The sequence below is a fragment of the Nocardiopsis camelliae genome, from assembly GCF_028993595.1.
Lineage (GTDB): Bacteria > Actinomycetota > Actinomycetes > Streptosporangiales > Streptosporangiaceae > Nocardiopsis > Nocardiopsis dassonvillei.
In genome coordinates, this window is sequence record NZ_CP118614.1 from 1,679,493 (window position 1) to 1,699,567 (window position 20,075).

Annotated in this window: 14 protein-coding genes; 4 read left to right on the forward strand and 10 right to left on the reverse strand. The window is 73.7% G+C overall.

All coding sequences use genetic code 11. The features are described from left to right. Nucleotides 1-214: 214 nt before the first annotated feature. Complete coding sequence (miaB, locus tag PV789_RS07495) at nucleotides 215-1,681, forward strand: tRNA (N6-isopentenyl adenosine(37)-C2)-methylthiotransferase MiaB (RefSeq protein ID WP_274978073.1); 1,467 nt, start codon at nucleotides 215-217, stop codon at nucleotides 1,679-1,681. Between the two features lie 129 nt (nucleotides 1,682-1,810). On the opposite strand, the gene PV789_RS07500 is transcribed toward miaB, so the two are convergent. The 3 genes from PV789_RS07500 to miaA all read right to left on the reverse strand — a co-directional run bounded on the left by PV789_RS07500 (nucleotide 1,811) and on the right by miaA (nucleotide 5,092). Further along, nucleotides 1,811-3,076 (reverse strand): cytochrome P450 family protein, encoded by a 1,266-nt coding sequence (locus PV789_RS07500; protein WP_274976744.1) that lies wholly within the window; start codon nucleotides 3,074-3,076, stop codon nucleotides 1,811-1,813. 16 nt (nucleotides 3,077-3,092) lie between these two features. After that, nucleotides 3,093-3,878 carry a TetR/AcrR family transcriptional regulator gene (locus PV789_RS07505; RefSeq protein WP_368045821.1) on the reverse strand — a complete coding sequence of 262 codons (786 nt, stop codon included), beginning with the start codon at nucleotides 3,876-3,878 and terminating at the stop codon, nucleotides 3,093-3,095. A gap of 221 nt (nucleotides 3,879-4,099) precedes the next feature. After that, nucleotides 4,100-5,092, reverse strand: coding sequence for a tRNA (adenosine(37)-N6)-dimethylallyltransferase MiaA (miaA, locus tag PV789_RS07510; protein ID WP_274976746.1), 993 nt, complete (start codon nucleotides 5,090-5,092; stop codon nucleotides 4,100-4,102). Nucleotides 5,093-5,165: 73 nt separating this feature from the next. Between miaA and dapF the strand changes: the two genes are divergently transcribed. Then, nucleotides 5,166-5,990: a diaminopimelate epimerase gene (gene dapF / locus PV789_RS07515; protein WP_274976747.1), complete on the forward strand. Its 825-nt coding sequence runs from the start codon at nucleotides 5,166-5,168 to the stop codon at nucleotides 5,988-5,990. A gap of 168 nt (nucleotides 5,991-6,158) precedes the next feature. Here the strand turns inward: dapF and PV789_RS07520 are convergent, their stop codons facing one another. The 4 genes from PV789_RS07520 to aceB form a co-directional block, all read right to left on the reverse strand. Beyond that, the gene (locus PV789_RS07520; protein ID WP_274976748.1) at nucleotides 6,159-7,481 is read right to left on the reverse strand and encodes a (Fe-S)-binding protein; all 1,323 of its coding nucleotides are present in this window, start codon (nucleotides 7,479-7,481) and stop codon (nucleotides 6,159-6,161) included. Nucleotides 7,482-7,508: 27 nt separating this feature from the next. Then, complete coding sequence (locus PV789_RS07525) at nucleotides 7,509-8,708, reverse strand: FAD-binding oxidoreductase (protein WP_274976749.1); 1,200 nt, start codon at nucleotides 8,706-8,708, stop codon at nucleotides 7,509-7,511. A 34-nt stretch (nucleotides 8,709-8,742) separates the two neighbouring features. Beyond that, the gene (locus tag PV789_RS07530; protein WP_274976750.1) at nucleotides 8,743-10,224 is read right to left on the reverse strand and encodes an FAD-linked oxidase C-terminal domain-containing protein; all 1,482 of its coding nucleotides are present in this window, start codon (nucleotides 10,222-10,224) and stop codon (nucleotides 8,743-8,745) included. 147 nt (nucleotides 10,225-10,371) lie between these two features. Beyond that, nucleotides 10,372-11,976 (reverse strand): malate synthase A, encoded by a 1,605-nt coding sequence (gene aceB / locus PV789_RS07535; RefSeq protein ID WP_274976751.1) that lies wholly within the window; start codon nucleotides 11,974-11,976, stop codon nucleotides 10,372-10,374. A gap of 330 nt (nucleotides 11,977-12,306) precedes the next feature. Between aceB and hflX the strand changes: the two genes are divergently transcribed. Both hflX and PV789_RS07545 read left to right on the forward strand, forming a co-directional pair. Next, on the forward strand, nucleotides 12,307-13,845 hold the full coding sequence (gene hflX / locus PV789_RS07540) for a GTPase HflX (RefSeq protein WP_274976752.1): 1,539 nt from the start codon (nucleotides 12,307-12,309) through the stop codon (nucleotides 13,843-13,845). A gap of 417 nt (nucleotides 13,846-14,262) precedes the next feature. Next, nucleotides 14,263-15,471, forward strand: a complete 1,209-nt coding sequence (locus tag PV789_RS07545) for an amidohydrolase family protein (protein WP_274976753.1) — start codon at nucleotides 14,263-14,265, stop codon at nucleotides 15,469-15,471. A 42-nt stretch (nucleotides 15,472-15,513) separates the two neighbouring features. Here the strand turns inward: PV789_RS07545 and holA are convergent, their stop codons facing one another. The 3 genes from holA to PV789_RS07560 all read right to left on the reverse strand — a co-directional run bounded on the left by holA (nucleotide 15,514) and on the right by PV789_RS07560 (nucleotide 19,907). After that, entirely contained in the window at nucleotides 15,514-16,476 is a 963-nt protein-coding gene (holA, locus tag PV789_RS07550; protein ID WP_248773999.1) for a DNA polymerase III subunit delta, read from the reverse strand. 200 nt (nucleotides 16,477-16,676) lie between these two features. Continuing rightward, nucleotides 16,677-19,022: a ComEC/Rec2 family competence protein gene (locus PV789_RS07555; protein ID WP_274976754.1), complete on the reverse strand. Its 2,346-nt coding sequence runs from the start codon at nucleotides 19,020-19,022 to the stop codon at nucleotides 16,677-16,679. A gap of 6 nt (nucleotides 19,023-19,028) precedes the next feature. Then, nucleotides 19,029-19,907, reverse strand: coding sequence for a ComEA family DNA-binding protein (locus PV789_RS07560; RefSeq protein ID WP_274976755.1), 879 nt, complete (start codon nucleotides 19,905-19,907; stop codon nucleotides 19,029-19,031). Nucleotides 19,908-20,075: the final 168 nt, after the last annotated feature.

Sequence of the window (20,075 nt, forward strand, 5' to 3'; positions counted from 1 at the left end):
GGGTTTGGACGGTTAGATGACCGTTTGTCGCTCCGTGTCGCGGTTCCGTTCTCCAGCGTCTCACATCGGCCACTTCCGGACGCGCTCCGCCTCCCCGTCCGCCGCGGGACCCCGGGGAAGGCCCCGGACGGGGGAAGCCGGTTCCTCCCGGGGTCTCCGCGCGGTCCACGGCACCGGATAGCCTGGTCCCGTGAGCCAGAGTCGTACCTACCAAGTGCGGACCTACGGCTGCCAGATGAACGTCCACGACTCCGAGCGCCTCTCCGGTCTGCTGGAGGACGCTGGGTACGCGCGCGCAGCCGAGGACACCACCGCAGACATCGTCGTCTTCAACACCTGTGCGGTCCGGGAGAACGCCGACAACCGCCTGTACGGCAACCTCGGGCACCTGCGCCCGGTCAAGGACGCCAACCCGGGGATGCAGATCGCCGTCGGGGGCTGCCTGGCGCAGAAGGACCGCGGCGAGATCGTGCGCCGCGCGCCCTGGGTCGACGTCGTGTTCGGCACCCACAACATCGGCTCCCTGCCCGCCCTGCTGGAGCGCTCCCGCGTCCAGCGGGAGGCGCAGGTGGAGATCGCCGAGTCCCTGGAGCACTTCCCCTCCACACTGCCCAGCCGCCGCGAGTCCGCGTACGCGGCGTGGGTGTCGGTCTCCGTGGGCTGCAACAACACCTGCACCTTCTGCATCGTGCCCGCGCTGCGCGGCAAGGAGCAGGACCGCCGCCCCGGCGACGTGCTCGCCGAGGTGCGCGCTCTGGTCGACGAGGGCGTCAGCGAGATCACCCTGCTCGGCCAGAACGTCAACGCCTACGGCAGCGGCTTCGGCGACCGGCAGGCCTTCTCCAAGCTGCTGCGCGCCTGCGGCGGGATCGAGGGGCTGGAGCGGGTGCGCTTCACCTCCCCGCACCCGCGCGACTTCACCGACGACGTCATCGAGGCCATGGCCGAGACCCCCAACGTCATGCCGCAGCTGCACATGCCGCTGCAGTCGGGGTCGAGCCGGGTCCTCAAGGCCATGCGCCGCTCCTACCGCCAGGAGCGCTTCCTCGGCATCGTGGAGAAGGTGCGCGCCGCCATGCCGCACGCCGCGATCACCACCGACATCATCGTGGGCTTCCCCGGCGAGACCGAGGAGGACTTCCAGGAGACGCTGCACGTGGTCCGCGAGGCGCGGTTCTCGATGGCGTTCACCTTCCAGTACTCCAAGCGCCCCGGGACCCCGGCCGCGACCATGGAGGACCAGGTCCCGCCGGAGGTGGTCAAGGACCGCTACCAGCGCCTGGTCGACCTCCAGGACCAGATCTCCTGGGAGGAGAACCAGAAGCTGGTCGGCCGCGAGGTCGAGCTGCTGGTCGCCGAGGGCGAGGGCAGGAAGGACGGCGAGCACCGCCGCCTGTCCGGCCGCGCCCCCGACAACCGCCTCGTGCACTTCGCGGTCGGTGACGGCGACGACCCCCGCCCCGGCGACACGGTGACCGTGGAGGTCACCTACGCCGCCCCGCACCACCTGGTGGCAGACTCCGGCGTGCGCGCCCTGCGGCGCACCCGCGCGGGCGACGCCTGGGCTGCCCGCAACGGCCGACCGGTCCAGGAGAGCAAGCCGCAGGTGCTCCTGGGCATGCCCCGGATCGGCGTTCCTGCCGAGGAGCCCGCCCCGGCGGGCGGCTGCTGCGAGATCTGACCCCGAGAGCACACAGCGGCCCCCGGCGCATCGGCGCCGGGGGCCGCTGCCGTCCGCGCGGCCGGGCCGACGGCCGTTCCGCCTTCGCTCCGGCGGGAGCCGCGCGGAGCGTGCGTGCGGGCCGGGACCTCAGAGCCGGACGGGCAGGCTGTCCAACCGCATCGCGCCCGGCACCCGCCCGGACAGGGGCTCGCGGCCGGGGGCCGGGGACAGGCCGGGGTGGGCGGCCAGCAGGGACCCGACCGCGACCTCGCCCTCCTGGCGGGCCAGGGCCGCACCCAGGCAGTAGTGGATGCCGTGGCCGAACCCCACGTGCTCCTCGCCGGGCCTGCCCCGGTGGCGGGTGATGTCGAACCGGTGCGGGTCCGGGTGGACCCTCGGGTCGCGGTTGGCGCCCGCCAGGACCGCGATCGCCCGCTCGCCCGCGGCCAGACGGCCGCACCTGAGTTCGACGTCCTCGGCCGCGTACCGCGCCTTGGAGACCACGGCGGTGCCCCCGTAGCGGAGCATCTCGTGCACGGCGGAGGGCAGCAGCCCGGGGTCGTGCCGCAGCGTCTCCCACTGGGCCGGGTGGTCGAGCAGGGCCCGCACCCCGTTGCCCAGCAGGTGCGCGGTGGTCTCGTGCCCCGCGATGACGAGGGTGAACACCAGGGTGATCAGCTCGCTCTCGCTCATGCGCCCGCCGTCCTCGTCGCGCGCCCTGACCAGGGCGCCGAGCAGGTCCTCGCTCGGCCGGGCCCGGCGCTCGGCCAGCATCCCCTCGATGTGGCCGATCATCTCGCCGAGCGCGTCGTTCATCAGCTCGGGGCTGGTGGGGTCGAACCGGGACAGCTGGTCACTCCACGCCCGCCAGGTCCCGCGGTCCTCCTCCGGAACGCCGACCAGGTCGCAGATGACCGCGATCGGCAGCGGATAGGAGAAGTGCGGCATGAGGTCCACGACCCCGTCCCCGTCGGCGAGGTCGGGCAGCCGCGCGAGCAGGTCGTCGGTGATGCGCTGGACCGAGGGCCGCAGCTCGTTGACCCGGCGCACGGTGAAGGTGCGCGAGACCAGTTTGCGCAGCCGGGTGTGGTCGCCGCCGTCCTTGTCCAGGAGGGACTCGGTCAGGTAGGTGATCAGGTCGGGGCGGATGCCCAGCCCCCTGAGCGCGTCGGAGCGGGTGGTGGAGGCCCGGTCCCCCGGCACGTTCGCGGGGTCCAGCACGAAGCGCCGGTCGCTGAGGATGGTCCGCACGTCCTCGTCGTCGACGAAGAGGACGGCCTTCTGGGTGTCCACGAACAGGGCCGGCGCCGAGCCGCCCGCGGCCCGGACCCGGTCGATCACGGAGAGGGGGTCGGCGGTGAACTCGGGGGAGCGCAGGTCGATCAGTTCGTCGGACGGGGTCGCGGCTGTCATGGGCCCTCCTCGGGGCTCAGGTGGAGCGTGTCGTCTGTTTCTGCCGGGTGACCTCTGAGTGCAGGCGCTCGTCCAGCGCGGAGAAGAGCGCCAGGGCCCTGTCCCGGGCCCGACGGGTGTCCTCCGGGGAGGCGGCCTGTTCCAGGAGCAGACGGATGCTCCTGGCCATGAGTTCGGCGCGCGTGCGGTGGTCGGGCACGTGCATGCCCTGGCCCTCCAGTACCGGGGGCGTGACCAGGTGGCCCATGACCAGGGAGTTGTAGGCGTACAGCTGCTCGTCGGGTGAGCGGTCTCCGCTGAGCAGGCCGTGCTCGCGCAGGATGTCCCAGTAGGACCGCAGGGCCCTCTGCCGCTCCCGGACGGTGTCGCCGACCAGGGCGGCCGCGTCGCGGGAGAGGTTGCCCAGGGACTCGGTTCCGTTGGAGAACAGCGCGCGGATGGTCGGAGAGTCCAGGTGGAAGAGGTAGAGGGCGCGCGCGACCTCGCTGGGCCGGACGTTCTCCGGTGAGGCCCGCATGGAGTCCAGGATCCGGCGCAGCACGCCGAGCTGCGCCCGCATGACCACCGTGAGGAGGAGCGCCTCCTTGGTGGAGAAGTGCAGGTAGACGGTCCCCTTGCCGATCTTGGCCCGCCGGGCGACGTCCTCGATGGTGATCTTGCGGTGTCCCCAGGCGACCATCAGCTCCTCCGCCGCGTCCAGGATGCGGTCGGCGCGCAGTTCGCGCTCGCTGGCGGTCGGGGGTGTGGATGGGGCCACGGTGTACTCCTGCGAGTCGAGGGCATGCGAGGTGCTGCTGACCACGCGTGTTGACGCCGATGACCATATCCCCACCCCCTTCCCCTGACCGTGTGACCAGATTTCAAAACTGGTCACACAGTCAAGGTAGGCCACCGGGGAAGCGGGGGCAAGGGTTTTCGGGAGGGAGGGCGGAAGCGGGTCGTACAGGACCGACGGCCGGGCCCTCGGCGGGCCCGGCCGTCACGTTCGGGCGGGTGTGCGGTGGACGCGGACCCGCCGCGGGGTCACCGCGCGGAGTGGGGCACCCAGGTCGACACGTCCACCAGGGCCTCGCCCGGCTCGTCCGAGGTCCCCGACAGCGCCCGCTCCACCTGGGCCAGAGCGCGTTCCACGAGGTCGGGGGAGTCGTGGGGGAGCCAGCGCACCCGCGGGTCGCGCCGGAACCACGACTCCTGGCGGCGGGCGAACCGGCGGGTGGCCTGGGCGGTGTCCGCCTTGGCCTCCTCCTCGGACAGTTCGCCGTCCAGCTGGGCGAGCGCCTGCGCGTAACCGAGCGCGCGCGAGGCGGTCCGGCCCTCGCGCAGCCCGAGCTTGTCCAGCTCGCGGACCTCCTCCAGCAGGCCCTGCTCCCACATGCGGTCCACGCGGGTGCCGATGCGCTCGTCCAGCTCGGTGCGCGGAGCCGTCAGGCCGATCTGCGTGCACGGGTAGAAGGAGGTGTGGTCGGGCAGGTTCGCGGTGAACGGCTCCCCGGTCAGCTCGATGACCTCCAGGGCGCGCACGATCCGCCGCCCGTTGCCCGGCAGGATGGCGCGGGCCGCCGCGGGGTCGGCCTCGGCCAGTCGGGCGTGCAGGACGCCCGGGCCGACGTCGCCGAGCTCCGCCTCCAGGCGAGAGCGGACCGCGGGGTCTGTGCCGGGGAAGTTCAGGTGGTCCAGGACCGCGCGCACGTACAGGCCCGAACCGCCGACCAGGACCGGAATGACGTCGCGGTCGGCGCACTGCTCGACGCGGTCGCGGGCCATGTCCTGGTAGCTGGCCACGTCCGCGGGCTCACTGACCTCCCACACGTCGAGCAGGTGGTGGGGCACCCCGCGTCTCTCGGCCTCGCTGAGCTTGGCGGTGCCGATGTCCATGCCGCGGTAGAGCTGCATGGAGTCGGCGTTGATCACCTCGCCCCGGCGTCCCGTGCGCTCCTCCAGCCGCAGTGCCACCTCGACGGCCAGGTCCGACTTGCCCACAGCGGTCGGGCCGACGACCGCGATCACCTTGATCATCCCTCCAGCGTAGTCAGCCCCGGGCCCGGCCCGACCGCGAGCGGGACGGGGGAGGTGGTCGTGCGCGCCTAGGATGGTCGGCATGCGATTCGCCAAGGGCCACGGAACAGAGAACGACTTCGTGATCCTCCCCGACCCCGACGGGGAGCTCGACCTCACGGAGGAGGCCGTCCGCCTGCTGTGCGACCGCCGGGCCGGGATCGGCGCGGACGGCGTCCTGCGGGTGGTGCGCACGCGCGCCCTCGGCGAGGTCCTCGCACCGGCCGCCCGCACGGCCGAGCGCTCCGAGTGGTTCATGGACTACCGCAACGCCGACGGGAGCATCGCCGAGATGTGCGGCAACGGTGTGCGGGTCTTCGCCCGCTACCTGCTGCACGCCGGGCTCGTCGAGGGCGACCGCTTCGAGGTGGGCACCCGCGACGGGGCCAAGGAGGTCCAGGTGGAGGCCGACGGCGGCATCACCATAGACATGGGCCGTGTGGAGATGCAGGGGACCTCCTCCGCCAAGCTCGCCCGGCAGGTGGTGCACGGTGAGCAGATCTCCGTGGGCAACCCGCACCTGGCCTGCGAGGTGACCGTGCCGGTCGCCGAGGTGGACCTGAGCGAGCTGCCGGTGCTGGACGTGGAGGCCTTCCCCGCGGGGGCGAACGTCGAGGTGTACCGCGAGGTGGCTCCGGGCGTGCTGGAGATGCGCGTGTACGAGCGCGGTTCGGGGGAGACACGTTCCTGCGGGACCGGGATCGTCGCCGCCGCTGCCGCCGCCACCCCCCGCGGGGAGGGCGCGACCTGGAGGGTGCGGGTCCTGGGGGGCGAGTGCACCGTCTTCCTGGACGCGGACGGCGCGAGGTTGAGCGGACCGGCCGTGATCGTGGCCGAGGGCGAGACGAGCCTGGTCTGAGCCCGGGCTCGTGGAGTGTGCGCTCGCGCTGACCTCAGCCGGTGGAGGGTTGAATTCCGCTCCCGGGATGGTTGAGCGTGGAAGTCGTCGCTGATTCCGGTTCGGGGGAGTTCGGATTCGGCTTCCAGGACGGCTGAGCCCCCGTCAACCGCCTCCGCCACCGAACGCTCAGCGACGTCCCAGCAACCGCGCCACGGTCAGCCCCCGCAGGGAGGCGTCCAGTACCCGGGCGGTGTGGGTCACCGCCACCGGCGAACCCGCGCGGTCCATGGCGGAGGCTATCTGGAGCGAACACCCCGGGTTCCCCGACACCAGGACGTCAGCACCTGTGGAGGCCACGTCCCGCCCCTTGCGGTCGCCGAGCTCGCGGGCGGCCTCGGGCTTGAGCAGGTTGTACACCCCCGCCGAGCCGCAGCAGATCTCGCCGTTGGGCAGGTCGGACACCCGCAGCTCCGGAATCCCCGCGAGCAGGGCGCGGGGCGGGCGGGTGACGCCCTGGCCGTGGGAGAGGTGGCACGCGTCGTGGTAGGCCACGTGCAGGGGGAGGGGGTGGCGCTCGGCCCGCGGTCCCAGCTCCACCAGGAACTCGGTGAGGTCCGCGACCCGCTCGGCCTGGGCGCGCCCCCGGCTCACCCAGGCCCGGTCCGCGCCCGCCTCGGCCAGGGTGCGGTCGAAGTGCTTCATGCTGGACCCGCACCCGGCCGAGTTGACCACGATCCGGTCCACCCGCTCGCGTTCGAACACCTCGATCAGGCTCCGCGCGAGGTCGGCCGACTCCTCCATCCGCCCGGCGTGCCCGGACAGGGCCCCGCAGCAGCCCTGGGCGCGGGGGATGACCACGTCGCAGCCCTCCAGGGCCAGCACCCGCGCGGTCGCGGTGTTGACCTCGGGGAAGAACGCGCCCTGCACGCAGCCCACCAGCATGCCCACCCGTGCGCGCGCCCGCCCCACCGCGGGCACCAGCTCCGGCAGGGCGGGAGGGGGAGACGACAGCGGCGGCGAGATGCGCTCCATGGTGGCCAGGGCGGGGGAGACCCGCTCCAGCAGCCCCGTACGCCGCACCAACGAGGAGACGCCGCTGGCCTGGTAGGCGCGCAGCGGCCCGCGCAGCAGCCCCAGTCTGCGCCGGTACGGGAACAGTGCGAAGATCGCCCCGCGCAGCGCCCGCTCGCCCGCGGGCCGCTCGTGCTCCCTCTCCACCCGGTGCCGGGTGGAGTCGATGAGCGCGTCGTAGGCCACCCCCGAGGGGCAGGCGGACACGCACGCCAGACAGCCCAGGCAGTTGTCGAAGTGCCCGACCGCGGCCTCGGTCAGCACGTCCTCGTCGTGCGTCTGCGCCATCAGGTGGATCCGCCCGCGCGGCGAGTCCATCTCCTGGCCCCACAGCACGTGCGTGGGACAGGTGGGCAGGCAGAAACCGCAGTGGACGCAGTCGTTGAGCAGGTCGGAGAACAACCGGTCGCGCTCGTCCTCGGTCGTCGGGTCGGTCACGGGCCCTCCCAGGGTGTGCGCACGTGTTCAGATGCCTCCCGCGAAGCGCCCGGGGGCCAGGCGGTGTCCGGGGTCGAGGGAGTCCTTGACCGCCCGCATCAGCGGCAGTCCGGCGACCTCGCCCCACAGGTCCACACCGGCGGCGTGGACGTGCGGTTCCGCGCGCAGCAGGGTCATCGTCCAGCCGGGCACCGAACGCACGCCGTCGAGCACGGCCGCCACCTCGGCGGCCCCGGTGCCCGGCGGGAAGGACGCGTACAGCGCGCCCGCCCGGGCCGAGCCGCTGACGTCCGCGCCGGACAGGTCGTGCACCCGCGCCGCGGCCCGCACGCTCTCGGCGGGCGGCACCGACACCAGGGCGAGCGCGCCCCCGGCGGGCAGCACGCCCCAGCCCTCGGGCAGGGCGTCGGCCACCTCGGGCTCCGTTCCGGTGGCAGCGGCGATCTCGGCCGCCCGCGACCCGACGCCGTCCGGGGTTCCCTCCAGCACCACCCGCAGGCTCGCTGAGGGCCAGTCCAGCTCGACCGCCGCGGGCGTCGCCGTGCACCCGCGCAGTGCCTTCAGCAGGCGCTCGGCGTGTTCGGCGGAGGACGCGGGGAGGGTCAGCACGCGCAGGGCCCGGGGGAGCGGGTGCAGGCGGAAGGCCACCGAGGCGATCACGCCCAGGGTGCCCAGGCCGCCGGTGTGCAGCTTGGCCAGGTCGTACCCGGCCACGTTCTTGACCACCCGGCCCCCGCTGCGCGCCACCACGCCGTCGGCGCGCACCACCGTCATCCCGATGACCAGGTCGCGCAGCGCCCCGGTGAGCAGGCGGCGCGGACCGCTCACGCCCGTGGCCACCATCCCGCCCACGGTGCCGCCCGTGCGCACGGGGTCCGCCGACAGCCGCTGCCCGGCGGCGGCCAGCACGTCGTACAGTTCGGCCACGGGGGTTCCCGCGCCCACCTCCACCACCAGGTCGCCCGCGATGTGCTCGACCCACGACAGGTCGGCGGTGTCCACGAGCAGGTCCAACCCGCGAGGCACGCCGCCCCAGTCCAGAGCCGTGCCCCCGCCGCGCGCGACGACGGTCAGCTCCTGCCGGGCGGCGGACGCCATGACCCGGCCCAGACCCCGGGTGTCGGCGGGGCGCGCCACGCGCGCGGGGACGAGGCCGCCCACCGCGTCGGCGCCGGTCCCCTCCCGCTGGACGCCGTCCCGTGCGTCCGGTCCCTCGACGAGTGTCACGCGTTCTCCCCCGTGCCAGCGGTCCGCCCGCGCCTCAGAACTGCTCGGCCCTGCCCGCCTCCACCAGCGGGTGCACCCCCGTGCGCACCCCGGGCCGCTCGCCGCACAGGCGCGGGGTGGGCAGCAGCTTGTCCGGGTTGGCGATCCCGTCCGGGTCCAGGGCCCGGCGGAACAGGTCGAAGGTGGCCAGGTCGTCGGGGCCGTACATGCGCGGCATCTTGCACGCCTTGTCCACGCCCACCCCGTGCTCGCCGGTGATGGAGCCGCCGTGCTCGATGCACAGGTCGAGGATGGCCCCGGAGACCTCCTCGGCCCGCTCCGCCGCGCCCGGCTCCGCGTCGTCGAAGAGCACGAGCGGGTGCAGGTTGCCGTCCCCGGCGTGGAAGACGTTGGCGACGCGGATGCCCGAGGCCGCCGACAGTTCGGTGATGCGCCGCAGCACCTCGGGCAGGGCCGTGCGCGGGACGACGCCGTCCTGGACGATGTAGGCGGGGCTGATCCGGCCGACGGCGGCGAAGGCCGACTTGCGGCCCTTCCAGATCCGGGCGCGCTCGTCGGCGTCGTCGGCGGTGCGGGTCTCGAAGGCTCCCGCCTCCGCGCACAGCCGGGTGACCTCGGCGAGCTGCGCCTCGACCTCCGCGGCGGGCCCGTCCAGCTCCACGACCAGCACGGCCGCGGCGCCCGCGGGGTAGTCGCAGGCCACGGCCCTCTCTGCGGCCTCGATGGCCAGCGCGTCCATCATCTCCACGGCCGAGGGCAGCACCCCGGCGGAGATGATGGAGCTGACCGCCCGGCCGCCCGCGTCCATCGAGGCGAACGCCGACAGCAGGGTGACGGTGCGTTCCGGCGACCGGGTGAGGCCGACGGTGATCCGGGTGGCCACGCCCAGGGTGCCCTCGGAGCCGATGAAGGCCCCGACGAGGTCGTAGCCGTGCGCGCCGGGGTTCTTGCCGCCCAGGCTCACCTGCTCGCCGGAGGGGGTGACGATGTCCAGGCCGCGCACGTGGTTGACGGTGAACCCGTACTTGAGGCAGTGGGCGCCGCCGGAGTTCTCGGCGACGTTGCCGCCCACGGAGCACACCTGCTGGCTGGAGGGGTCGGGCGCGTAGTAGTAGCCGTGGGGCGCGGCGGCGCGGGTGACGTCCAGGTTGGCCACACCGGGTTCGACGACCGCGCACTCGTTCTCGATATCGATCTCCAGGACACGGCGCATGCGCGAGGTGACCAGCAGGACGCCCTCAGCGTGGGGGAGGGCGCCCGCGGACAGGCCGGTGCCCGCGCCGCGCGGGACGAAGGGCACGCCGTTCTCGGCGCACAGGCGCACGACGGCGGCGACCTGGTCGGCCGTGGTGGGCAGCACCACGACGCCGGGGAGGGCGCGGTGGTGGGTCAGCCCGTCGCTCTCATAGGTGCGGCGCCGGGCGGTGTCGGTGAGCACGCCGTCCTCGCCGCAGATCCGGCGCAGCCGCGGGACGAGCCCGGCCACGGCCGCCTGCGCCGTATCGGTCTCGGACATGGGCGCCTCCCGGTTCCACCTGCGCGGACACGGACGGTCCCGTCCGCTCGCGGACGCGACCTCGCAAGGTGAACGTACGACTGCACCCCTCGCATAGGCAAGGGGTGCAGTGGAAGTTGTTTTCCGTTTTATGAAATCAGTGCCTGGTCAGGGCATGCGCTCGTAGGCGGGCAGCGTCAGGAAGTCGACGTACTCGTCGGCCAGGGCCACCTCGGTGAACAGCTCTCCGGCCTGCTGGTACAGGTTCTCGTCGAAGTCCGCGCCCAGCTGCTCGCGGATGGCGGCGAGCTCCTCGTCGATGATCTCCCGGACCAGGTCGGCGGTGACCTTGGGGCCGTTGTCGAGCGTGATGTCGTTGTGCAGCCACTGCCACACCTGGGAGCGGGAGATCTCGGCGGTCGCGGCGTCCTCCATGAGGTTGTGGACGGCCACCGCGCCGTTGCCGCCCATCCACGTCGCCAGGTACTGCAGGGCGACGTTGACGTTGCCGCGCAGGCCCGCGAGGGTGACCCCGCCCGGGGTCCTGTCCACGGCCAGCAGGTCCTCGGCCGAGACCTCGACCTCGGGGCGCTGCTTGTCGATCTGGTTGGGGCGCTCGCCCAGGACGCCGTCGAAGACCTCCATGGCCACCGGGACCAGGCCCGGGTGGGCGACCCAGGAGCCGTCGAAGCCGTCGCCGGACTCGCGGGACTTGTCGTCGCGGACCTTAGCGAAGGCGGTCCTGTTGACCTCCTCGTCCTTGCGGGAGGGGATGAAGGCCGCCATGCCGCCGATGGCGTGGGCGCCGCGCTTGTGGCAGGTCTTGACCAGCAGCTCGGTGTAGGCGCGCATCATCGGCGCGGTCATCGTGACGGCGTTGCGCTCGGGCAGCAGGAACCTGCGTCCGCGGGTGCGGTGCGTCTTGATGATGCTGAACAGGTAGTCCCAGCGGCCCGCGTTGAGGCCCGCGGAGTGCTCGCGCAGCTCGTAGAGGATCTCCTCCATCTCGAACGCGGCCGGGATGGTCTCGATGAGGCAGGTCGCGCGGATGGTGCCGCGCGGGATGCCCAGGCGCTCCTGGGCCAGGACGAAGACGTCGTTCCACAGGCGCGCCTCAAGGTGGCTCTGCATCTTGGGCAGGTAGAAGTAGGGGCCCCTGCCCTTGTCGATCTGGCGCCGGGCGCAGTGGAAGAAGTAGAGGGCGAAGTCCAGCAGGCCGCCGCTGACGCGCTCACCGTCCACGAGGACGTGCTTCTCGTCCAGGTGCCAGCCGCGCGGGCGGACGACGACGGTGGCGAGTTCGCCGTCCTCCTTCAGGGCGTAGGCCTTGCCCTGGGGGGAGGTGAAGTCGATGGTGCGGTCGAGGGCGTCGCGCAGGTTGAGCTGGCCCCCGATCATGTTCTCCCACAGCGGGGTGTTGGCGTCCTCGAAGTCGGCCAGCCACACCTTGGCGCCGGAGTTGAGCGCGTTGATGGTCATCTTGCGGTCGGTGGGGCCGGTGATCTCCACGCGGCGGTCCGTGATGCCCGGGGCGGGAGAGGCGACCCGCCAGCTGTCGTCCTCGCGGATGTGCTTGGTCTCGGGGAGGAAGTCGAGGTCGGTCCCGGCCGAGATCTGCTCCTGCCTGGCGACCCGGGCCTGGAGGAGCTCCTGACGGCGCGCCTCGAAGGCGCGGTGCAGTTCGGCGACGAGGGCGAGGGCGTCCTCGGTGAGGATCTCGTCGAACCGTTCGTGGAGGGGGCCGGTGATCTCGACCCCGTGCGTGGCGCCCATGGAAAACCTTCCGCAATACGAAATAAGCTTTTGGTATGTGGAAAACGAAGCTACCGTCCGGTTCGCGGACGGTCAACGTCGCGCGTGTCTCACTGACTTGGGAGTTTCCCTGGACGGGAAGGTCGCGAAAACTTCTCCCGCGGCGTCGGCGCCCGTCGTCGGGACGGACGCGGGACCCGGCTCGGATCCCATGGAGTGTCGTGCCCGCCGTGCCCTGCGATAATTCAGGTGCCCGCGCGGAGGCGAGATGCCACCATCGACAGGGCGCCCGCCACCGCCCGGTCGCGGGAAGAATCGGGGCGGCGGCCACGTTGACCCACCTGGAGGGATATGAATACAGCTGACACCCGCGGAAGCGTCCACGACGGCCACGAGGCCGAGGACGCGTTCCGCGAGGCGATCACGGTCGGGGACGGGGTCGACGCACACGACGCGTCCCGCGAGGCCGGGGCCACCGGCGGTGACCGCTACGACGACCCGGACAACGCCCCCGACCAGGGCGAGATGGAACTCGCCGAGCGCCACGCGCTGCGCCGGGTTCCGGGACTGTCCACCGAACTCACCGACGTCACCGAGGTCGAGTACCGCTCCCTGAGGCTGGAGCGCGTCATCCTCATCGGCGTGTGGACCAGCGGCTCACAGGCCGACGCGGACAACTCGCTCACCGAGCTCGCCGCCCTGTCCGAGACCGCGGGCGCGCTCGTGCTGGAGGGGGTCACCCAGCGCCGGTCCAAGCCCGACCCCGCCACCTACGTCGGCAAGGGCAAGGCCGCCGAACTGCGCGACATCGTGGAGGCCACCGGCGCCGACACCGTGATCTGCGACGGGGAGCTCACGCCCGGCCAGCTGCGCCAGCTGGAGGACGTGGTCAAGGTCAAGGTGATCGACCGCACGGCCCTGATCCTGGACATCTTCGCCCAGCACGCGCGCAGCAGCGAGGGCAAGGCCCAGGTCGAGCTCGCCCAGCTCAGCTACCTGCTGCCGCGACTGCGCGGCTGGGGTGACGCCCTGTCCCGTCAGGCGGGCGGCTCCGGCGGCGGTGGCGCGGGCGGCGGTGTGGGACTGCGCGGCCCGGGTGAGACCAAGATCGAGACCGACCGTCGGCGCATCAACGACAAGATGGCCAAGCTGCGCCGCCAGCTCGCCCACATGCGCACCGCTCGCGACGTCAAGCGCGACGTCCGGCGCACCCGCTCGGTGCCGTCCGTGGCCATCGCCGGGTACACCAACGCGGGCAAGTCGAGCCTGCTCAACCGGCTGACCGGCGCCGGGGTCCTGGTCGAGAACGCCCTGTTCGCCACCCTGGATCCGACCGTGCGCCAGGCCCGCACGCCCGACGGCCGCGGGTTCACGCTCAGCGACACCGTCGGCTTCGTCCGGCATCTGCCGCACCAGCTCGTGGAGGCCTTCCGCTCCACCCTGGAGGAGGTCGCCGACTCCGACCTGGTCCTGCACGTGGTCGACGGGTCCCACCCCGACCCCGAGAGCCAGATCAGCGCGGTCCGGCACGTCTTCGCCGACATCGACGCCGGTGACGTGCCCGAACTCATCGTGGTCAACAAGGTGGACGCCGCCGACCCCGACGTGCTCAAGGCGCTGCGCACCCGCTACCCGGACATGGTGGAGGTGTCGGCCCGTACCGGCGAGGGCGTCCCCGCGCTGGTGGACGCGGTCGCCGCGGCGCTTCCCGAGCTGGCGCACGAGGTCCGGGCGCTCGTCCCGTACTCGCGGGGCGACCTCATCGCCCGGATCCACGAGGAGGGGCGCATCCTCAGCGAGGAGCACACCGCCGAGGGCACGGCGATCCACGCCTTCGTACCGGCCCTGCTCGCGGGCAGACTCGACGAGTACACGCCCAGCACGGCCTGAGGCACGCGCGGTCCGCCGCGCACGGCCGGGGCGCCCCCTGGGAGGCGCCCCGGCCTCGCCGTGTCCGGTGGCGGGTCCCGGCGGCGCACGCGAACACCCGGACCACCGGGGCCGCCGATGGCACCGGTCACCGGGTGTGCCCGCGGCCTTTGTTGCGCGACCGTCCTATTCGTCCTTCCGGGGAGGTGTACACGGAGTCCGCGGATGGACTACGGTTTTGGAGCACTGGCCGCCAGTGGCCGCTGTCCCGCGACAGCCGCCCCCTGTGCCACTGTCACGGCACCGCGGCGGCCGCAGGCCGCCCCACCGGCTCCGTCGGACCGCTCCAGATACGAGGTCGCCATGCCCGCCCGTGTATCCCACGACCGTGTCCCGCAGTCGCCCCGGCTGACCTGACCGGCGAGGGCGGACGACCCCATGACGGCGGTACTCCTCAGCAACATCGGTCGGCTGTGGACCGGGAGCGAGCTGATCACCAAGGCCGCGCTCCTGATGGACGACGACCGGGTGGCCTGGGTCGGGCCCGCCGCCGAGCTCCCCCAGAGCATCCCGGGCGTGGTGGACGACCTCACCGACGTCGACGACGTCGTCAACATCGGCGGCGGCATGATCACCCCCGGGCTGATCGACGCCCACTGCCACCCGGTGTACGCGGGGGACCGCTACGCCGAGGTCAACATGTGGGCCAAGGGCGCCTCCAAGGGGGACATCTTCGCGGCCGGGGGCGGTGTCTCCACCACCGTCACCATCACCCGCGGTACCGACCCCTGGACCCTGTGCAACGCGGTCCGCGAACGGCTCCGGCACTGGGTGCTGACCGGCACCACCACCGTGGAGGCCAAGACCGGCTACCACCTGACCAGGGACGGCGAACTGGCCGACGTGCGCCTGCTGCGCTCCCTGGAGGAGGAACCGGGCATGCCGCGCCTGCACGTCACCTTCTTCCCCGCGCACGGGGTGCCGCCCGAGTTCTTCGGCAGACCCAGGGAGTACGCGGCCACCGCCGCCTCCTGGCTCAACGACGCCGCGCTGGCCGGTGCCGACGGGGTGGACGTGTACTGCGACAACCAGCAGTTCACCACCGAGGACGCCCGCATGCTGCTGGGGGTGGGCCAGTCCGCCGGGCTGCGCACCACCCTGCACGCCTGCTCGCGCCCCCGGCACGGTGCCGTGCGCATGGCCGCCGAGATGGGCTGCTCCTCCGTGGACCTGCTGCACGAGACCGACGAGCAGGACGTCCTGGCGCTGGCCGCCACCCGCACGCCGGTGGTGGCCTGCCCGACGACCTCGCTGCACGAGCGCCGCACCCCGCCGGTGCGGGCGCTGCTCGACCACGGGGTGCCCATCGGGCTGGGCACCGACCACAACCCCGGCCAGTCGGGCACGATGTCGATGCCCCTGGTGATCTCGCTGGCCATCTCCATGTTCGAGATGACCGTGCAGGAGGCCCTGCACGCCGCCACGGTGGGCAGCGCACGCGCCCTGGGCCTGACCGACCGGGGCGTGCTCGCGCCCGGCAGCCTGGCCGACCTCGTTCAGTGGGACGCCGACCACGAGGGCGCCTTCGCCTGGTCGATGGGCCTCAACACCCTGCGGGTGTGGCAGGGCGGCAGGACCATCCGCTGAGGCGGCCCCTCCGACGCCCGAAGCGGCCCTTCGAACCCGCCGCTAACGCCTGCCGCGAGCCCTGGCGATCTCGATGACGGCCCGCTCCAGCGCGTACTCGGGGTCGCGTCCGGCGCCCTTGATGAGCGCGTCGGTCTCGGCGACCACCGCCATGGCGCGGGTGACCCCCGCCGGACTCCACCCCCGGGCCTGCTGACGCAGGGTCCGCAGCTTCCACGGCGGGACCTTGGCGCGCTTGGCCAGATCCGCCTCGGACATGCCGCGCGGCGGCTGGGCGGCCACGGCGATGCCGCGCACCGCGCCGGCCAGCGCGCTGTTGATCAGCACCGGGGCGGTACCCACCGCCAGCGACCAGCGCAACTGCTCCAGCGCCTCGGGCAGGCGCCCCTCCACGGCGCGGTCGGCCACGGTGAACCCCGAGGCCTCCGCCTTGCCGGAGTGGTACCTGGCCACCGCCGCGGCGTCCACCCGGCCCTCGGTGTCGGCGATCAGCTGGGTGCAGGCCGCCGCGATCTCGCGCAGCTCGCTGCCGACCGCGTCCACCAGCGCCTGCGCGGCGTCGGCGGTGATCTGGCGCCCCGCCTGGGAGAACTCGCCCTTGACGAAGGCCACCCGCTCGGCGGGCTTGCTCGGCCCCTTGCAGTCCACGCGGTGGGCGCCCGCCTTGACCGCGGCCTGGAGCAGGGCCTTGCCCTTGTTGCCGCCCGCGTGGGTGAGTACGAGGTTGACGTCGTCGGCAGGGTCCCCGAGGTAGTCGGTGACGGTCGCCGCCAGGTCCTTGGTCAGGTCCTGGGACGAGCGCAGCACCACCACCCGCCGATCGCCGAACAGCGAGGGCGAGGTCACCTCGACGAGCGTGGACATCCCCACCTGGGCGGGCAGCAGGTCGTGGACGTCCACGCCGGGGTCGGCCTCGCGGACCGCCGCGACGACGGAGGCGACGGCCCGGTCGACGAGGAGTTCCTCGTCCCCGACGATGATCGTGAGCAGGGCGGGTGCAGGCATACACAGAGGATGCCACGCCCCACCGACCAGCCGGACGCCCGTCGCGCGGTCGGCGGGCACGCGCCTGTCACATGGTCGGCGGGCGCACTCCCGCCCCGTCGCCCGCACCGACCGCGACCGGCCCCGTACGCGGTGCCTCCCGCGCCCCCGCCCCCTTACCGTGCCATCCTCCGCCGCCCCGCTGTCCAGGGCGCCGCCTCCTACCGCGCGGGGTCGGGCCCGCGCACCACGGCCTGCCCTGGCCCGGAACCGCCGCCGTCCAGCACGGCCACGTCCCCGTCCCGGTCGGTGCGCAGGTTCACCCGCGCCACCCGTTCCAGGATGTTCCACGTGAACGGTGCCGGGTGCCCGTAGGTGTTGTCCGCGCCCACCGAGGTCACCGACACCACCGGGGCGGTGGCCTCCAGGAAGGCCGGTTCCTGGCTCCCCGCCCCGTGGTGGGGCACGGCCAGCACGGTCACCCGTAACAGGTCGGCGTCCGGTCCCTCCAGCAGCCTTCTCTGCGCCTCCTCCTCGATGTCCCCGGTCAGCAGCACCGTCATCGCCGCACCGTCCGCCCGGACCACCACCGAAGTGTCGTTCACCGAGCCCGTGAAGCCGGGCACCGGCCACAGCACGCGCAGCAGCCACGTTCCCACCCTCAGCCGCTGGCCCCGTTCGGCCTCCAACAACCGCACCCCGGCGTCGGCCAGCAGCCGCCCCGTGGCGCTCTCCCCGAACCCCGGCGGCGCCAGCGCGGCCCCCACACTCCGGTGCCGCAGCACCCCGGGCGTGCCGTCCACGTGGTCGGCGTGGTCGTGGCTCAGAATCAGCAGCGGGACCTCGCGCACCCCCAGCCGCCCCAGGCAGTCGTCCACCCTGTCCGGGTCCTCCCCGGTGTCGGCGACCACCGCCGAGCCCCGGCCCGCCGACAGCACGAAGGCGGTGCCCTGTCCCACGTCGCACGCCACCAGCGCCCATCCCGGGGGCGGCCATCCGCCCGGCACGCACCGCGCGGCCAGGGCCAACAGCAGCACGGCCGCCACCACGGCTGCCAGGACACGGCGCAACCGCCCGTGCGTGAACACCAGCGCCGCCAGCACGGCGGCCAGGACCAGCCCTCCCACCAGATCCGACCGCCACGCCAGCGCGCCGTGCGGAACACGCGCGCCCGCACCGGCCACCGCCGCGATCCACGACACCCCCAACCCGGGCAGGTGCGCGGCCACCGCCGCCGCCCCCGGCCACACCAGGGCCAGGGCCGCCACCGCCGTCCCCGCCACCGTCACCGCCGCGACCACCGGAGCGGCCAGCACGTTGGCCGGAACCGCGATCCACGACAGTTCACCCGAGAGCAGGACCAGCACGGGGGAGACCGCCACCTGCGCGGCCAGGGCCACCGCCAGCGCCTCCGCCACCGGACGCGGCAGGCCTGCCGACCACGCCCGCGTCCACGGCGGCACCAGAAGCAGGATGCCCGCGGTCGCCAGCACCGACAGCGCGAACCCGAAGGAGGCTGCCAGCCCCGGCGCGACGAACAGCACCCCGACCACCGTGACGGCCAGCGCACCGAGTCCCGCGTGGGCGCGCCCGGTGGCCAGCGCCAGCAGACCCAGCGATCCCATGAACGCCGCGCGCACCACGCTCGGCTCCGGGCGGCACACCAGGACGAACACCCAGATCACCGCCGCGCCGCCCGCCACCGAGCACCACGGGGGCGCCCGCAGCAGCCGGGAGAGCGCCAGTACGAAGCCGGTGAGCACCGCCAGGTTGGCCCCCGAGACGGTCAGCAGGTGCGTCATCCCGGTCTCCCGGAAGTCCTCGGCGGTCTCCGGCGGCACCCCGGACGCGTCGCCGACGATCAGCGCCGGGAGGAGCCCGTCCTCGGGCCGGGACAGTCCGGAGGAGGCCTCCCGAAGGCGCTCCCGCACCAGACCGGCGAAGCTCTGCAGACCGCCGGGCCGCCCCACCTCCTCCGGCGGCCCGCGTACCACGACCAGGCCGGCGGTGAGGGGGTCGTCCTCCGTGCCGAGGAAGACGCCCCGCGCCCGGAAGGTCTGCCCGGGCAGCAGTTCGCGCCAGTCCTCCTCCGAGGCCAGGACCACCACCGGCGCCGCGGACACGCGCTCGGTCCCCCCGGACCGCACCCACGCGGTACGGGCGTCGATCACCCAGGCCGCCCTGCCCGGCCGGGGAGTCCCCGACCGCGGACGCGGATCGGACGTCACCACCGCCTCGAACTCCGCCTCGCGCCCATGCTCGGCGGCCTCCCTGGCCGCGCTCCGCTCCACCCGGTGCACCTGCACACCGGCCACCGCCGCCACCGTGGCCACACAGGCCAGCGACGCCGCAGCGGTGAGCGCCGCCGCCTCCAGGGGAGTACGCGCGGCCGTCAGGAGCGCCACCGCCGCGCCCGCCCCCGCGACCCCGGCCAGGGACCAGGCCGCCCACGGCGGGACGGCGAGCGCCGCCAGCGCGGCCAGCCAGGCCGTCGCCGCGGGCGCCAGCAGGCGCAGGTCGGGCGGCTTGTCCAGTCCGTAGGCGTCCGTCCCCAGCCATGTGGTCACCGCCCCTCACCCCACCGTCACGTGGGGTTGGAGGTCGGCGAGGATCTTGTCGCCGATCCGGTCCACGTTGACCAGGTCGTCGACGCTGCGGAAGGGGCCGTGCTCCTCGCGGTAGGAGACGATGTTGTCGGCGATCACCGTGCCGATCCCGGGCAGGGTCTCCAGTAAGGCCCGGTCCGCCCGGTTGATGTCCACCAGCCCTCCGGTGCCCTGGGGGCCGCTTCCGGTGACGCCCGCGCCCGCGGGCACGGGGACGCCCACCAGGACCTGTTCGCCGTCGACCAGCGGACGGGCCAGGTTGAGCAGGTCGAGGTCGGCGTCGGGCAGCGCGCCACCGGCCTCCTCCACGGCGTCGGCCACCCGCGACCCCGACGGGAGCGTGTACAGCCCGGGGTCGGACACCTCACCGCCCACGTGCACCACGAGGTCCTCCTCCGGAGCCGCGCCCCCGGCCTCCCCGGTATCCGCGCCCCCGGCCTCCGTCCCCGCCTCCCGCGCCGGGGACTGCGCGCCGTCGCCCTCGGCCGCGGGTACGGGCGCGGGCGCGGCACGGGTGACCATCTCGGGGGCGGGCACCGTGGTCGGCCGGTGGTACAGGGTCAGCACCAGCACGACGGCCAGGGCGCCCAGCACGGCCAGGACGATGACCGCCCGCCGGGACAGCGCCGCCCGGGGCGGCCATCGCCGGGCCAGCCGTTCCAGGAGCGAGCCGGAGGGCTCGGGGTCGAACTCCGCGTACCCCGACGGCGGGCGCTCCGGGCGCCGGTGCCGCCCCCCTGCCGGGTCGGGCCACGGGTCCGGACCGGGCGCGCCCTCCGACGCGCCGACACCTCGGGCGGACGGGACGGTTCCGCGCTCCGTGTCCTCCCCAATGCCCCGCTTCACGGTCCCCGCGGAGGCCCGCGCTGGGGGCCCGGTCGCCGATCCGGTTCGGTTCTCCCCGTAGGACCGAGGTGCGGGTGCGGTCGCCTGCCCGTCCCGGTTGTCTTCCGGAGACCGTGGGGCGGGTGCGGTCGCCTTCCCGTTCCGGTTTCGTTCGGGGGCCCGTGGCGT

Coding starts and splice junctions, on each gene's coding strand:
- aceB (WP_274976751.1), bottom strand. CDS start 11,976: ATGGGCGCCACGCACGGGGTCGAGATCACCGGCCCCCTCCACGAACGG.
- PV789_RS07545 (WP_274976753.1), top strand. CDS start 14,263: ATGACGGCGGTACTCCTCAGCAACATCGGTCGGCTGTGGACCGGGAGC.
- hflX (WP_274976752.1), top strand. CDS start 12,307: ATGAATACAGCTGACACCCGCGGAAGCGTCCACGACGGCCACGAGGCC.
- holA (WP_248773999.1), bottom strand. CDS start 16,476: ATGCCTGCACCCGCCCTGCTCACGATCATCGTCGGGGACGAGGAACTC.
- PV789_RS07500 (WP_274976744.1), bottom strand. CDS start 3,076: ATGACAGCCGCGACCCCGTCCGACGAACTGATCGACCTGCGCTCCCCC.
- PV789_RS07530 (WP_274976750.1), bottom strand. CDS start 10,224: ATGTCCGAGACCGATACGGCGCAGGCGGCCGTGGCCGGGCTCGTCCCG.
- miaA (WP_274976746.1), bottom strand. CDS start 5,092: ATGATCAAGGTGATCGCGGTCGTCGGCCCGACCGCTGTGGGCAAGTCG.
- dapF (WP_274976747.1), top strand. CDS start 5,166: ATGGTCGGCATGCGATTCGCCAAGGGCCACGGAACAGAGAACGACTTC.